Origin of the sequence: Streptomyces sp. NPDC090088, assembly GCF_044747345.1 — a bacterium.
Classification (GTDB): domain Bacteria; phylum Actinomycetota; class Actinomycetes; order Streptomycetales; family Streptomycetaceae; genus Streptomyces.
The window spans coordinates 151086-165230 of record NZ_JBIVDZ010000010.1; the positions used below are offsets into that span (position 1 = coordinate 151086).

The following is a 14145-nucleotide window of genomic DNA, read 5'->3' on the forward strand; positions in this document are numbered from 1 at the left end:
GTCACCGCTCCTGAGGGTGGGTGGCGAGTGCCTCCACCGTGACGTCCATCCACTTCCACATGGGAAGCGAGGACAGGGCGTCGTGCAGAGCCGCCGGGTCCGCGGCCTCGTACAGGCCGATGGTGGCGTTGCGGCCAGGGACGCGCCAGAGCCGCTTGAGGACACCCGCCGCGCGCAGCTCCATGGCGCGCTCGCGCTCGTTCGTTCGCAGCCGTTCCCGGACGTCGTCAGGTGTGTCGGCGGGCAGCAGGATCTCGGTACGGACCAGGAATTCCATCGGGTTTCCCTTTCAGGGGTCAGCGGGCTGCGATCTCCAGCAGCAGGGCGGCCAGCTCGTCCGGGGCGGTGACCATGGCCTCGTGGCCGGTGGAGATCTCGTGCACCGGCCAGCCGCGGGCCGCGGCACGTCTGGCCTGCCTGGTGAAGACCCGCATCCAGTCCACGCACTCGATGAACGCGCCCGGGACCAGCTTGGCCTTGCCGTCCAGCCGGAGGGGCTCGGTGTAGGTCAGCCAGGGGTGCGGGGTCAGCCGGGGGGTGAGCCAGTCCACGTCGGCCTGCTCGGAGACGCCCAGCCGTTCCAGCGGCCGTACCGGGATGAGCCAGCCGAACCCGGACCGGGCCACGGACTCTCGGTAGTGCCCGGCGACCTCCGGGGGGAGCAGATCGATCGCGGCGTCGCCGTCGCCCCCCACGAACGCGTCGAGATGGACCCGCGTCGACAGCCGGTCCGGTACGCGGTCCGCGACCCCCGTGACGACCTGGCCCGCGTAGCTGTGCCCCACGAGGACGACATCACGGGCATCGTGCGCCTCCAGCAGCGCGACGACGTCCTGGACGTGCGTGGCCAGCCCTACCTGAGGGCTCAGCAGATGGGCGCGGTCACTGAGGCCGGTGAGGGTGGGGGTGTGCACCTCGTGACCGGCGGCGCGCAGGGCGGGGGCGACCCGCTGCCAGGCCCAGCCGCCGTGCCATGCGCCGTGGAGGAGGACGAACATGCTCATGCGGGGGCCGCCTTCTGCTCTGCGTCACCGCGCGCTGTGCGACGACGACGGAACCGACGGTAGGGAGCGGCAGCCGACCTCGGTAACGCGCGAATGACCGGATCCGGGCGGCGGTCTGTCCCGCACCGCCTACGTCATCCGTCGCGATGGCCCTGATCAGGCCGGCGCCGGCAGGTAGTCGGGCTCCGCAGCCGCAGTGCGGTCGTGGTCGACGCGGGCCTGGCGGATGTCGTCGCGGTGTGCCACGGCCCATTCGTGGAGCGCGGTGATCGGGGCGATCAAGGTGCGGCCCAGTTCGGTGAGTTCGTAGTCGACGCGCGGTGGCACCGTGGCGTAGGCCGTGCGGCTGACCAGGCCGTCACGGACCAGCTGGCGCAGGGTCAGGGTCAGCATCCGCTGGCTGATCCCGTCGATCTCGCGGTGCAGTTCGTTGAACCGGTGGGTGCGCTGCCCGAGCCGCATGACGACCAGGCTGCTCCACTTGTCGCCGATCCGGTCGAGCACCTCGCGGATCGGGCAGTCCTTGCCGAGAGGGTCGGGCACGGGCACACCGCTGTTCGTGGCTGACATGAAAGTGCCTCCTTACGTCTCTTCCGATGGTCACCCATCATGGGGTTACGCACAAGTGGTAACTGCCCCCGGTGCCGACTCGGCCATGCCGAGGTGCGGCGCCGCGAGGGAGTCCCTTCACGAAGACAGGGCACCCCATGCTCACCATCGCGAGCCGTACCCGAAGAGCTGCCGGCGCCCGTCGGGCCGCGGCGTGAAGCGGGCCGTCACCGAGGCCTCCGGAGCCGAGGCGTTCTTCGCTTCGGCCGACGACAACACCATGTTCTCAGCCCCCTTCCCCATGTGAAGCAGCAAGAAAGGCGGTAGTCATGTCCACCGAGAACAAAGAGATGGTCCTTCACTTCTACAACGAGCTGTTCAGCCACGGCAATCTCGATGTCATCGACAAGTACATCGGGGACGAGTACATCCAGCACAACCCTCATGCACCCAACGGCACCGCTGCGCTGCGCGGGTTCGTGACCGGCTTCAGGGGCCGCTACCCGAACCTCAGTTACAACGTGGTCCGGGCCGTCGCCGAGGGCGACCTGGTCCTGCTTCACTCGCACGCCGAACTCGAGCCGGGCATCAGCCAGATGGTGGTCGACATCTTCCGGATCCAGGACGGGAAGATCGTCGAGCACTGGGACGTCATGCAGAACGTGCCGGACAGCTCGGTCAACGGCAACGACATGCACTCCACGCTGAGCGCCCCGGCCGACCAGTCGGCCGACGCCTCCGGCGCCGAGAGCAAGCGGGTCGTGCAGGCCCTGTTCGACGAGATGATCCACGGCCGCGACGTCACGGCCCTGGAACGTTACGCAGCGGACCCGTTCCACCAGCACAACCCGCAGTCCCACAGCGGCATCGCGGCCGGCAAGGAGCAGTTCGCGGCGGTCTTCGACGCGAACCCGGACGTCAACTTCGACGTGAAGCGAGTCATCGCCGACGGCGAGTACGTGGCGTTCCACCACCACTTCAAGCTGTCCCCGGACGACCGCGGTTCCGCCGTCCTCGACATCTTCCGCGTCTGCGACGGCAAGGTCGTCGAGCACTGGGACGTCATCCAGCCGATCCCGGAGAAGTCGGGCAACGACAACACCATGTTCTGAGCCCCTGACCGTGCGCCGGGCGTGCGAGCTCGCCCGGCCAAGGAAGAGAAGGGCGAGAAGGACGACATGAGGGAACCCCTGAGCTACGGCATCGCACACCGTGCGGCGGAGGCCGTTCTGGAGGCCGCGCGGGCCGAGGGCCTGCGGATGTGCGCCACCGTGGTCAACAGCAGCGGTGTCGTCAAGGTGCTGCTCCAGGACGACGGCGCCGGACCGATGGGCGTGGAGACGTCACGCCGCAAGGCTTACACGGCGGCGGTCATACATCTGTCGACCACCAGGTTCGCGGAGTTCGCCAAGGACCCCCACCTGATCGACAGCGAACTGCTGGCGATCCCCGGCGGACATCCGATCACCACGGATGACGGGGAGGTCATCGGCGGTATCGGTGTCGGCGGCGCGGACGGAGCCACCGACGACCGTCTCGCGGTGCAGGCGCTGAAGAGCATCGCAGCGCTGCTGGCCTGAACGGTACGGACGACATCAAGTATCCCGAAGGACGATTCGTCGAAGGAGACGACAGTGATCGATGACACTCTCGTGGTCGAAGGTGTGGCGCACGACTACAACTTCCTGCCCGAGAACTGCGTCGACGAGGAGCAGGTGGGCCGCATGGTCGGCGAACACATGCACCAGCTGCACAGCAAATGGGGCGGTTCGGAATACACCATCGAGAAGTCGATGTGGATGGACCACGGGGCCGGCCCCGAGGTTCTCGGCCGGGCGATCCTGGCGGAGAGCCAGTCGGACATCATCGTCTACCACGACACACCGATCTACCACTTCTTCCACGACGGTGGCTCTCCGCTGGCCACCGGCGTGGCGATGCGCAAGCGCTGGCCGAACCGGGTGTTCGTGTACGGAGCGGTGTCTCCGCTACGGCCCGGCGCGGTGGAGCGGGTCGACGAGCTGGTCGACGAATACCAGGTGAACGCGCTGAAGTTCTACCCCTACGACATGATCGACGGCCGGATTACCGGCCTGGACATGGGCGATCCCAAGACGGCCTTCCCGGTGTACGAGCGCGCCTTGGAACGGGGCGTCAAGGTCGTCGGGATCCACAAGGCACTCCCGGTCGGCCCGGGACCGGCGGGCTCCCTGCGAGTGGACGACGTCGAGGCCGCCGCACAGGCCTTCCCGGACCTGACCTTCGAGATCGTGCACGGTGGCCTGGCGTTCGTCGAGGAGACGGCGCTGCTGATGGACACCACCCCGAACGTCGTGGTCAACCTGGAGGTGACCGCCTCCCTGGTGCGCACCGCCCCGCGCCGCTTCGCCAGGGCGATGGGGGCTTTCCTCGAAGCGAACAACGGAGCGCAGCGCATCATCTGGGGCACCGGCTGCCTCGCGGTCCACCCGCGCCCGCTGATCGAGGCGTTCTGGAACTTCGAGATGCCGCAGGACCTGATCGAGGAGGAGGGCATGGAGCCGCTGACCCTCGAAACGAAGAAGAACATCCTCGGTCGCAACTTCCTGCGCCTGCACGGCATCGACGAGGACGAACTGCGGGCGTCGATCGCCGGCGACGAGTTCGACACCGACGAGCTGGCGCCTGCCTGGGGCGGCCACGTGGAGCTCGCGGGGGCGGTGTGATGAGCGACGTCACCGAGGCCCGGGTGCGCGAGGTGCTCAACGGGATCATCGACCCGTGCAGCACCGTCGCCGGTGTCCCGGCCGGCATGGACGACATGGGAATGATCAGTGAGATCCGGTTGGGCGACAGTGGCCCGGACGGCCGGCGGATCGGTGTGGGCATCACCCTCACCGACCCCACCTGCATGCTCCTGACCACATTCGTCAACGAGACGCGGATACGTCTGTCCGCCCTGCCCGGCGTCACCGGTGTCGACGTCACGCTGGACCACGAGACCGAGTGGACCGAGGACAGGCTCGCACCGCACTACCGGCAGCAGCTCGACGCACACCGGGCCGAGAAGCGCAGACGGCTTCTGCCGCTGACGCCGGTGAACTCGGGCAGCGACGTAAAGGAGCGCTGATGAACGACCCGTCCGCGGCCTCGGCCGCACACCACGACGAGGCCGCGGTACGGGCGCACAACGCCAAAGTCACCCAGCGTTTCATGGAGGGTCTCAGCAAAACGCCCAGGCCCCCCGCCACTCTCCCCCCGCCACGTGTCCGCGTGATCCGGGACATGGTGTTCGCACGGGTGGCCGGGACCGAGGGCGAGATCGAGCTGCGCATGGACCTCTACCTGCCTCCGCGTTCCTTCGCACCCGCACCGGTCATCGTGTGGTTGCCCGGGGGAGGGTGGAGGATGCAGCGTCGGGGAGTCGGACCGAACCTCACCCGCCTGTTCGCGCAGCGCGGTTACGCGATGGTCGACATCGACTACCGGCCGAGCACGGTCGCCGTCTGGCCCGCCCAGCTCGACGACGTGACCGCCGCGCTGCGCCATCTGCGCCGCCTCGCACCGGAACACGGCCTGGACACGGACGCGATCGGCCTGTGGGGCAGTTCGTCGGGAGCCCACCTCGCGGTGCTCGCGGGCTTCGCCGGGGCCCGCCCGGACCGCACCGACGCACCCCCGGTCCGGGCGGTGGCCGCGGGCTACCCCTCCACCGACCTGCTGTCTCTGTCCGAGGACGCGCTCCCCGGCGGCATCCTCAGCGACCAGGACCCCGACGACCCGTCCTGGGGCCTGCTGGGCGGTCGCCCGGCCGACCTGCCCGACCTCGCCCGCGACGCCAGCCCCGTCCACCAGGTCTGCTCCGGCGCCCCGCCGACCCTGCTGCTGCACGGCGACGCCGACCTGGTCATCGGTCCCGCCCAGGCCCGCAGGCTCTTCGACGCGCTGGTGGCCGCCGACGCCGAAACCCATCTCCTCCTGGTCCACGGCGTCGACCACGGCTTCCTCAACACAGCCGCCTGGGAGAACGCCGAATCACCGCACCAGGCCACCCTGCTCTCATCGCGGGGCGCAGCAGGCAGCCGCGAGCGGGAGGTCACCCTCACCCCCGGCCTGGTCGAGCGGTTCTTCGACCGGCACCTGCGCGGGGACCCTTGGGGCGCGTGAGAAACGTGGACATGACCGGAAGATCTGTTGGGAGAGCGCCCTCGAGCGCTACCACCGCGCGATCAATCACCCCGAACTCGTTCCCGCCATTCTGTTCGAACTTCACAAGCTGGCCCGGGAACAGGACAACCACCTCTGCACATCGGTGCGGAAGGGCGTCCGCAACCCCTCCTGCCTGCCCGGCCCGTACAACGACATCTACGAGGTGGGAGAACCTCCGCTTCCTGGACGTCTACCGGAAGCTCATGGGCGAGATCCACTGGCACGATCCTCGGCGAGCGGGACGAGGACGGCGGGTGCGAGCGGGGTCCCGACGGCGTCAGGCAGGCGCGTCATGCGGATCGCCATGTACGGGCGGCCCGGTAGCCGCACGCGCACACGGGGGTCCGTCGTCACGCATACCCGGTCCATCGTCATGGCCCAGGTGTCGATCACGTCGATGGCGAAGCGGCCTTCGGAGGGCAGGCTGATGACCTGGAAGCTCGGACGGTTGAAGCCGAAGTAGGTGAGTTCGTACGTGTCCCGCACTCCGCCGCGCGGGGCGGGCCCCCTCAGTCCGGTGTGGAGGGGGTCGAGCACGCCGGTGGGGGACTCACGGACGAGTCGGTGCAGGAACGCGATGCGTTCCCAGCTGGTGCCGGTCAGCACGCCGCCCTTGGACCACCAGAGTTCCTCGGCGTCGTTGAGATAGGCCTCGCCGTGCTGGACGTACCCGCCACGAACCGCCCCCTCCCAGCAGCGTCGTACCAGCTCCTCACCTGTGAGATTCCCCCAGCCGTGGTCGATGTCGCCTTCGTAGCCGCACTCGTCGACCACGACAGGCTTGTCCCACTGCTTGCGCCAGACGTCGGTGTTCTCCGCTGTGCGATAGGGGTCTGTGCGCTGGACGCTGCAGTGTGTGATCCACGGCCGGGTGTGGTCGTAGAACTCGTCGTAGTTGTGGATCGAGGTGAGGTGGTCGAACGGATCCTCCTGGACGACGATGCCGGCCAGCCGTTCCCAGTCGGCCTCCGTCTTGGCCTTCACCAGGTCGTACTCGTTCGCCATCGACCACCACACGTTGGACAGGGCCGAGAGCCGGCGCACCGCATAGCGGGTCAGCCGGTCGTCTGCCTCACGGCCCAGCTCGGCGAAGCCCCACCGGTCGTAGGGGTGGAAGAGGATGATGTCCGCCTCGATCCTCAGGTGCCGGAGGGCGCGCACCTCGTTCTCGAAGCGTCGGAAGAACCGAAGGTCGAACCGTGTGGTGTCCCAGCCGTCCGCCGGAGAACCGGGAAAGGGGTACAGCTCGGGCTCGTCGGTGTTGTACGTGTACGACTTGGGCAGCAGGCACATCCGCACCTTGTTGAAGCCGCTGGCGGCCAGTGTCCGTCGCGTCGCGGCCCTCAGGTGCTCCTCCTGATGTGTCCAGGCGTATGCGGTGGTGCCGACCGGCAGGTAGCGGTTGCCGTCGGCGTACGCGAAGTGGTGGCGGTCCGCCACGCGCACGGGACCGTGCTGGCCGGGTGCGGCGGGCTCGGCCACGAAACGGCCGGACAGCCCGTCGAGAGTCGCAGCCGTGGACGTCGTGGCGAAGGTCCAGGGCCCCTCGGTATCGGGCATGAACCGGATCCGGTACGTTCCGTCTCCGTCGTAGAAGCCGCCGGCGCGGAGTTCGCGCCGCCCGTCGCTGAAGATCGCGGCGAGTTCGATGTCGATGAACGGATTCCCGTCCGACGGCCCGTCCATCTCGATTTCGAACACGTCCCACAGGGCACAGTGTTCGGCGAAACGTATTCGGGGTGTGGTGACTGTGCGGTGAGGCACGGAATCAACCTTCTGGCTGGGGCCGGACGGGAGTTCACCCGGCCGCAGTAGCAGGTCACCGGGTTCGGTTCCGTGGGGGGTGGGTGTGCGGTTCAGGTTCCGCACACCCACCCGGCTGGTGGCAGCCGCGTGCCGGTCAGAAGTTGGCGGGCGGCTGCGTGTACGTGGTTCCGTCGATGGTCGTGGTGAGGGTGCCGACGGCCTTGAAGTTGCCGCCGATGATCGTGCGCGGGCCGAGGGTGAAGCCGTCGGGCCCGGTGAGCTTGGTACCGGTGTGTCGGCCGGACAGTGTCAGGTCCTCGGTCCAGGTCACACAGCTGAGCTCCTGGGCGGTGCCGGGCGCGCAGCCGAGCGTGGTGTTGGAGGTGCGTTCCACCCGCTCGGTACCGTCGATGATGTTCGTGCCGTCGTCGCTGTAGCCGTTGTAGTCCACGGCGATGCTGAGAATCCGGGTGCCCGCGCTGTTGTCGGTGATCTGGACGGTGGCCGAGCCCTTGGCCTGTCCTCGCAGGGTGTAGGTGCCGGTGGGCACCGGCTGCGCCTGGGGCAGGGCCATGCCCGGGGTGTAGGGGATGCCCCAGGTGGTGTCGGAGGTCGGGGCGGGGGGAGTGGCCACGCTGGGCGTCAGCGTCCGGAAGCGGGCGATCATGAGCCGGCTGTTGCGGCCTCCGGGCTCGGTGGAGTCCGCGCAGGCGTGCGGTGTCGGATTGGCGCCGCAGGCGAGGTTCTCGACGTAGACCGCGGCGGTGCTGTCGGCCAGCCACACCGGGTCGGCGGCGAGGTTCCAGTTCAGGTCGGCCCCGGCGTTGATCTGGAAGCCGTTGCCGGTCTTGGGATCGACGAGCCAGGGCAGGAAATTGCGGCGGTTGTGGTCGTTGCGGATGCCGGAGATGTAACCGGTGGTGGAGAGCTGGTCGGTGAGGGGCGGGATGCCCGGCATACCTGAGATGAAGTCCATCCGGCCCGAGCCGTTGACCTCACCGGCGAGGAGCCACTTGCCGTTGGGGGACATCGCGAGCGGGTCGGCGTAATGGGCGTGGCGGGTGACGGGGACCGAGCGGCCGGTGCTCAGGTTCGTCGCCCAGCCGTCGACGTTGTCCGACTCCAGGGTCTGGATGCCGAGAGTGGACTGTCCGTCGCTGGTGAAACCGCGCGGTTCGCCGACCATGCCGGCGTGGTTGAGCCGCAGCTGGTTGCCGGACTCGACGACAAGCGGCTGGTATTCGGCCGCGGTGTTCATCAGGACCGAGATGTTGACGAGGTTGTAGCGCTGGTTCTGTGCGTCGTAGGCGAGCCGGCCGACCAGGGGAAGCTCGGTCAGGTTCTTCAGATCGAGGTCGTCCCACAGCAGGTGCACCCCGTCGGGGCTCAGCCGCCATTCGCGCCCGTTGGTGGTGCCGTCGCCGTTGGGGGCTGCCAGCGGCTTGTCGTTCCAGTAGATGGGGGCGATACGGGTGTTCGCCGGAGTGCAGCGAGGGTCGGTGGCGGCGTAGGTCGTCTTGCCGCTGCCGCACTCCAGGATGCCGTTGCCCACCAGGACGCGCTTGCGGTCGGCCAGTTCATGGGCGGGCGGGTAGATGAGCTGGCTGGTGTCGATGTCGGAGCCGTAGGACACTCCGCAGGTGATGCACTTCCACGCCTCACCGTTCGGGAATGTGCCGCCGTCGGTGCGGACGGCCAGGACCTGGTTGCCGGTGTAGATGCTCGCCGGACCCGATGAGGGCGCCCCGGCGTAGTTGAGGCCCAGGTAGACGTACTTGGGGTTCCAGCTGAAGCCGGGCGTTCCCATCCCGCTCCAGTTGGCCGAGACACAGCCCGTGGGGTGGGTGCAGACCCCGTCGGCCGGGACGGTCGGAGGGACCGGCAATTCCTTGATGTCCACCGGTATGCGGCTCGATCCCGCCGCGGCACCGGCCGTGGACGAGTCGGCGGCGGCCGGGGCCTGACCGCCGGGCAGGGTGAGAGCGAGGGCGACCGCGCAGGCCGCGGTGGCTCTCGCGAGGAGGGAACGGAAACTGCGAACTCGGATGATCAATGCGGCTCCAATAATGGGCATTGGCCGGTCACTTGAGCGCGCCTGCGGAGAGTCCGCTGACGATGTTCCGCTGTGCGATCGCGTAGAAGACGACGATCGGCAGCACCGCGATGACGGAGGCGGCGAGCAGGATCTGCTGTTGCGGGGTCTCCGCGGAGACGAAGTTGGTGAGACCGCGCTGCACGGGCATCAGGGAGCTGTCGTTGAACAGCACCAGGGCCATGAGGTACTCGTTCCAGACGTGCATGGCCTGGATGACGGCCACCGCGACCAGGCCCGGTTTGGCCAGAGGCAGGATGATCCGCCAGAAGGTGCCGAGCAGGGAGGCGCCGTCGATGGCGGCGGCCTCCTCCAGTTCCTTGGGCTGGCTGGCGAAGAACCCGCGCATGATCAGGATGGAGATCGGCAGCCCGCCCGCGATGAGTACCAGGATGTAGCCGATGCGGGTGTTGGCCAGGCCGAGCGCGATCATGAGCTTGTACTGGGCGATGAACGACGCCGGCAGCGGGATGATCATGATGACCAGGACGGCTGCCACGATCGCGTTTCGCCCCGGGAACTCGATGCGCGCCAGCGCGTAACCGGCGAGACTGGAGATGACGAGGATGCCGGCGACCGCGGCCCCTGTGTAGAGGAGGCTGTTGGGGAGGTACTGGCTGAACCCGCCCTCGTTCCACGCGGTAGCGAAGTTGCCCCATTCGAAGGGGTGGGGGATCGGGTTGGTTCCCTTGTACAACTGCTCGGAACTCTGGAGGGATCCACTCACCACCCAGAGCACCGGTACCAGTGCTTCCAGCGCTCCGGCGACCAGCAGGGCGTACAGCGCGACCCGCGGTCCGCGCAGGCGGCGTCGGCGCTGACCGCCCGGCGTGGGCTTCGGCGCCGCTTTGGACTCCGGTGCCGCGTCGAGCAGAGTGTTCACTGTCGACTTCCCTTCTCCGCGCGGGAGTCCGTGCTGCCGCCGAGCCTGCGGGAGACCCACAGCTGGACGCAGGCGAGGACGACCAGGCACGCGCCGAAGATGACGGACATCGCGGCCGCGCGGCCGTACTCGTTGAACTGGAAGGCCTGTTGGTAGATGTGCAGCGTGGGGACCTCGGTATGGCCGGCGGGGCCGCCGTTGGTCAGCACCTGGACCGTGCCGAAGATCTGCAGACCGCTGAGCAGGGTCAGCACGCTGACGATGCCGGTGACATGGGACATTCCCGGCCAGGTGATGTGACGGAACTGGGCCCAGCCCCGCGCCCCGTCCAGTGACGCGGCCTCGTACAGCTCCTTGGGCACGTCCTGCCGGCCTGCCAGGAAGAGGATGAAGCCGAATCCCCAGTGGTACCAGACGAACACAGCGGCCACCGCGATCAGGGACCACTTGGGGTCGCCCAGCCAGTTGTGCTGAAGGCCGTCGAGGCCGAGGGTCTTCAGTGCCTGGTTGACGATCCCGATGTTCGGGTCGAGGAACCACGAGAACATCACGCCCACCACGACCGTGGAGAAAACCCCGGGCAGGTAGTAGACGGTACGGAAGAACGCCCGGCCGCGGCGGGCCCGGTGCACGGCGAGCGCCATGCCCATCGACACCGCGTTGGCCACGACCAGACCGACGACACCGAAGACGGCGGCGTTCTTCATCGAGCCCCAGAACTCGCTGTCGTGCATCACCCACTGGTAGTTGGCGAGCCCGACGAACGGCGTGTCCACGCTCACCCCGTCCCAGGACTGGAAGCTCAGCAGAATGCCCTGGACGAACGGGACGAGCGTGAACAGGCCGATCATGACCAGTGCCGGCGCCAGGAAGACATAGGCGGCCAGCACCCGACTACGGCGCCGCACTAGACGCTCTTCTGCGCCGCGTCGAGGTCGCCGAGCAACTGGTCGACCGTGCGCTCCTTGAGCATGATCGCCTGAGCGCCCTTCTGCAGGGCGGCGACGACCTGCAGTGCCATCGCGTTCGGGACGAGCTGGACATCGGAGGTCTCCGCGGCGATACCGGCCAGCTGCTGGGGGATGTCCTTCTCGGAGACCGCCCGCGCGGAGGGGATGAGGGGGACCTTCTGTGCGAAGACCTGCTGCTGGGCCGGGGCGGTCAGCCACTGGAGGAACTTCAGTGCCTTGGCCGCGTTCTTGCTGCGGGGGTTGACCGCGGCGCCCTTGGCGGCACCGGCCACCAGGCGCGATGTCTGCGTGGCGTCGTCGGCCTTGGGCAGCGCGAAGGAGCGGAAGTCCGTGAAGTTCGGGGCCGTCGCGCGGGCCACGCCGACGGCCGCGGTGCCGTCGAAGATGGCCGCCACGCCCTGGGTGTTGAAGAAGGCCTTCTCCACGTTCGTGTTGTCGCCGTTGCCGGACGGAAGCGCCCCCGTGGAGATCACCTTGGCATCGCGCAGATCGACCAGGAGCTGCATGGTCTTGCGCCAGCCCTCGCTCTTCCAGCTGGACTTGCCGGTGAAGGTGGCGTTGATCTCGTCGTCGGTCAGGTAGTTGGAGGCGTATGTCTGGAGCAGCTGGTTGGCGAGGCTGCTCGCGAACCAGAAGGCGCCCGTCCCGGACTTCTTGATCTTCTGCAGCTGCTCGATGAACTCGCCCATGGTGGTCGGGGGCTGGTCCGGGTCCAGCCCTGCGGCCTTCCACTTCGCGCTGCTGGCGAAGATCCCCAGGGCCGGGGTCTCCCAGTGGGCGCTGTAGATGCCCGGCTTCACGCCGTGTGGATTGTCCGCCACGAACGTGGTGGTCTTCAGCGTGGCCGGGCGGAAGGTGTCCTCCCAGCCGGCCTTCATCTGGCTGGTCAGGTCCATCGCCCAGCCGGCCTTGTAGAAGGGCGCCATGGACTGGGCGTCCACCGCCGAGTACAGGTCCGGCATGTTGCGCGCCTGGGAGCTCGACTGGAGCTTGGTCAGGAAGTCGGCAGGGCCGACGTCGTCGATCCTGATCTTCACGCCGGTCTGCTTGGTGTACTCCTTCGCCAACCCGGCGAGGGCCACCGCCTGGCCGCGGGACTGGTTCATGAAGACGACCTCGGAGCCGCCGCCCGACGAGCTGCTCCCGCCCGACCCGCACGCGGCCAGCGTGGTGACGGCCAGCCCGCCACCGACGGCGCCGAGGAAACCGCGCCGGGAGAGTTCTGCGCGGGTGGCCGATCTGGCCACGCCCGACGTGTGGAATCGCGTCATCTTGGATCTGCCCCTCATGGGTCGGCGACGGCGGCATTGCGCAGGAGGCCACGGTCATAGACAGACCGAAAGAGAGCCCCAACGCCGCGAAATTTATTTCCTAAGTTGCGTTGGCGGTGAACGCTAGGCGCGTCGCAGATGCCCGTCAAGACTCTGGTACATCCAGATTTCCGCTGTGTATCTGCAGCTGCGGAGCGAGTGGGGTTACGAAAATAATTTCGCTGATATGGTGCTACGGTGTCCCGCAACGCGGATAGTTGACCCGCAACCGTGTCCTCAGGGAGAGTCATGGCATCCGATTCCAAGCGCGTGACCCTTGCGCAGATCGCTGAGTCCGCCGGTGTCTCGGTAGCCACCGTTTCCAAGGTCATCAACGGGCGCCCCGATGTGGGCCAGCAGAAACGTGAGGAGATCCAGGACGCGCTGCGCCGCCACAACTACGGTGGATTCCGGGATGACCTGCGCGTGTACCCGACTGTCGAACTGTTCCTGGGCATGGGGCAGTTCAGCGTCTACACCGCCGAGGTCCTCCGGGGTGTCATCGACGCCGCCGCCCTCGAAGGCGTCGCGGTGGTCGCCAGCAGACGGACCGAACACGACCCGAACGTCGACCCGACCTCGTGGGCACGTGACCTGACCGCGGTAGGTCGGCGCGCGGTCGTCGCCTCCACCGCCGACCCCCTGGCCCGTCCCATCGTCGACGCCCTGCGCCGGGCACGGCTACCGCTGGTGCTGATCGATCCGGAGTCCCGTCCCGATGCCTCGGTTGCCAGCGTCGGTTCGACCAACTTTACGGGCGGCTACGAGGCGACCGAGCATCTGCTCGGTCTCGGCCACCGCCGCATCGCCTATCTCGGCGGACGTCAGAATCTCGCCTGCGTCCAGGCCAGACTCCACGGGTTTCGTAGCGCCATGGACGCAGCCGGCAATCCGGTTTCCGACGAGCTGATCCGCTTCGGCACGTCATTCGACATGGCGGAAGGCATCAAGCACGGTGGTGACCTGCTGGATACGGAGCCGGCTCCCACCGCGGTGTTCGCCGCCTCCGACACGCTCGCCGTCGGAGTCATCGAGGCCGCTCGGCGGCGCGGAGTGCGCGTGCCGGACGACCTCAGTGTCGTCGGCTTCGACGACACGTTGCTGGCCCACCAGATGGTCCCACCGCTGACAACCGTCCGCCAGCCGATCCCCGAGATGGGCGCGTTGGCCCTGCGCACCGCGCTGCGCCTGGCTGCCGGCGAAGAGATCGATTCTCACCATGTCGAACTGGCCACACGGTTGATCGTCCGGGAATCCACTCAGCCCCCGCAGGACTGACCGAAGCACCTGTGCCCCAAGTTCCGGGGGGGCGTGTCCTGCGGAACTTGGGGGACCTCACCCGAACCGGCACCGACATCCGACGTACCCGTCAGCCGACGTCGCTGACTCCAGGAGCCGAACC

Annotated in this window: 14 protein-coding genes; 6 read left to right on the top strand and 8 right to left on the bottom strand. The window is 68.0% G+C overall.

Going from position 1 to position 14145, the window contains the following annotated elements; translation table 11 throughout:
• Nucleotide 1: 1 nt before the first annotated feature.
• The 3 genes from ACIPSJ_RS40320 to ACIPSJ_RS40330 form a co-directional block, all read right to left on the bottom strand.
• On the bottom strand, nucleotides 2–277 hold the full coding sequence (locus ACIPSJ_RS40320; protein WP_401353335.1) for a muconolactone Delta-isomerase family protein: 276 nt from the start codon (nucleotides 275–277) through the stop codon (nucleotides 2–4).
• A 19-nt stretch (nucleotides 278–296) separates the two neighbouring features.
• Complete coding sequence (locus tag ACIPSJ_RS40325) at nucleotides 297–1004, bottom strand: alpha/beta fold hydrolase (protein ID WP_401353337.1); 708 nt, start codon at nucleotides 1002–1004, stop codon at nucleotides 297–299.
• Nucleotides 1005–1160: 156 nt separating this feature from the next.
• Complete coding sequence (locus ACIPSJ_RS40330) at nucleotides 1161–1574, bottom strand: winged helix-turn-helix transcriptional regulator (RefSeq protein WP_401353339.1); 414 nt, start codon at nucleotides 1572–1574, stop codon at nucleotides 1161–1163.
• A gap of 308 nt (nucleotides 1575–1882) precedes the next feature.
• Between ACIPSJ_RS40330 and ACIPSJ_RS40335 the strand changes: the two genes are divergently transcribed.
• The 5 genes from ACIPSJ_RS40335 to ACIPSJ_RS40355 all read left to right on the top strand — a co-directional run bounded on the left by ACIPSJ_RS40335 (nucleotide 1883) and on the right by ACIPSJ_RS40355 (nucleotide 5699).
• The gene (locus ACIPSJ_RS40335; protein ID WP_401353341.1) at nucleotides 1883–2665 is read left to right on the top strand and encodes an ester cyclase; all 783 of its coding nucleotides are present in this window, start codon (nucleotides 1883–1885) and stop codon (nucleotides 2663–2665) included.
• A gap of 66 nt (nucleotides 2666–2731) precedes the next feature.
• On the top strand, nucleotides 2732–3133 hold the full coding sequence (locus ACIPSJ_RS40340) for a heme-binding protein (RefSeq protein WP_401353343.1): 402 nt from the start codon (nucleotides 2732–2734) through the stop codon (nucleotides 3131–3133).
• A gap of 54 nt (nucleotides 3134–3187) precedes the next feature.
• Entirely contained in the window at nucleotides 3188–4258 is a 1071-nt protein-coding gene (locus ACIPSJ_RS40345; protein WP_401353345.1) for an amidohydrolase family protein, read from the top strand.
• On the top strand, nucleotides 4258–4662 hold the full coding sequence (locus ACIPSJ_RS40350; RefSeq protein ID WP_401353347.1) for a metal-sulfur cluster assembly factor: 405 nt from the start codon (nucleotides 4258–4260) through the stop codon (nucleotides 4660–4662). Before ACIPSJ_RS40345 ends, ACIPSJ_RS40350 begins: the two co-directional genes overlap by 1 nt.
• Nucleotides 4662–5699, top strand: coding sequence for an alpha/beta hydrolase fold domain-containing protein (locus tag ACIPSJ_RS40355; RefSeq protein ID WP_401353349.1), 1038 nt, complete (start codon nucleotides 4662–4664; stop codon nucleotides 5697–5699). The genes ACIPSJ_RS40350 and ACIPSJ_RS40355 overlap by 1 nt, the downstream gene beginning before the upstream one ends.
• A 243-nt stretch (nucleotides 5700–5942) precedes the next feature.
• Here ACIPSJ_RS40355 and ACIPSJ_RS40360 read toward each other — a convergent pair whose 3' ends face one another.
• The 5 genes from ACIPSJ_RS40360 to ACIPSJ_RS40380 all read right to left on the bottom strand — a co-directional run bounded on the left by ACIPSJ_RS40360 (nucleotide 5943) and on the right by ACIPSJ_RS40380 (nucleotide 12704).
• On the bottom strand, nucleotides 5943–7442 hold the full coding sequence (locus tag ACIPSJ_RS40360; protein ID WP_401353351.1) for a DUF5605 domain-containing protein: 1500 nt from the start codon (nucleotides 7440–7442) through the stop codon (nucleotides 5943–5945).
• A gap of 199 nt (nucleotides 7443–7641) precedes the next feature.
• On the bottom strand, nucleotides 7642–9540 hold the full coding sequence (locus ACIPSJ_RS40365; protein ID WP_401353353.1) for a hypothetical protein: 1899 nt from the start codon (nucleotides 9538–9540) through the stop codon (nucleotides 7642–7644).
• Nucleotides 9541–9568: 28 nt separating this feature from the next.
• Complete coding sequence (locus tag ACIPSJ_RS40370) at nucleotides 9569–10462, bottom strand: carbohydrate ABC transporter permease (RefSeq protein WP_401353355.1); 894 nt, start codon at nucleotides 10460–10462, stop codon at nucleotides 9569–9571.
• Nucleotides 10459–11370 (bottom strand): carbohydrate ABC transporter permease, encoded by a 912-nt coding sequence (locus ACIPSJ_RS40375; RefSeq protein WP_401353357.1) that lies wholly within the window; start codon nucleotides 11368–11370, stop codon nucleotides 10459–10461. Before ACIPSJ_RS40375 ends, ACIPSJ_RS40370 begins: the two co-directional genes overlap by 4 nt.
• Entirely contained in the window at nucleotides 11370–12704 is a 1335-nt protein-coding gene (locus ACIPSJ_RS40380) for an ABC transporter substrate-binding protein (protein ID WP_401353359.1), read from the bottom strand. The genes ACIPSJ_RS40375 and ACIPSJ_RS40380 overlap by 1 nt, the downstream gene beginning before the upstream one ends.
• Before the next feature lie 288 nt (nucleotides 12705–12992).
• Here ACIPSJ_RS40380 and ACIPSJ_RS40385 point away from each other — a divergent pair, with 288 nt between their 5' ends.
• Nucleotides 12993–14021 carry a LacI family DNA-binding transcriptional regulator gene (locus ACIPSJ_RS40385; protein WP_401353361.1) on the top strand — a complete coding sequence of 343 codons (1029 nt, stop codon included), beginning with the start codon at nucleotides 12993–12995 and terminating at the stop codon, nucleotides 14019–14021.
• Nucleotides 14022–14145 lie beyond the last annotated feature (124 nt).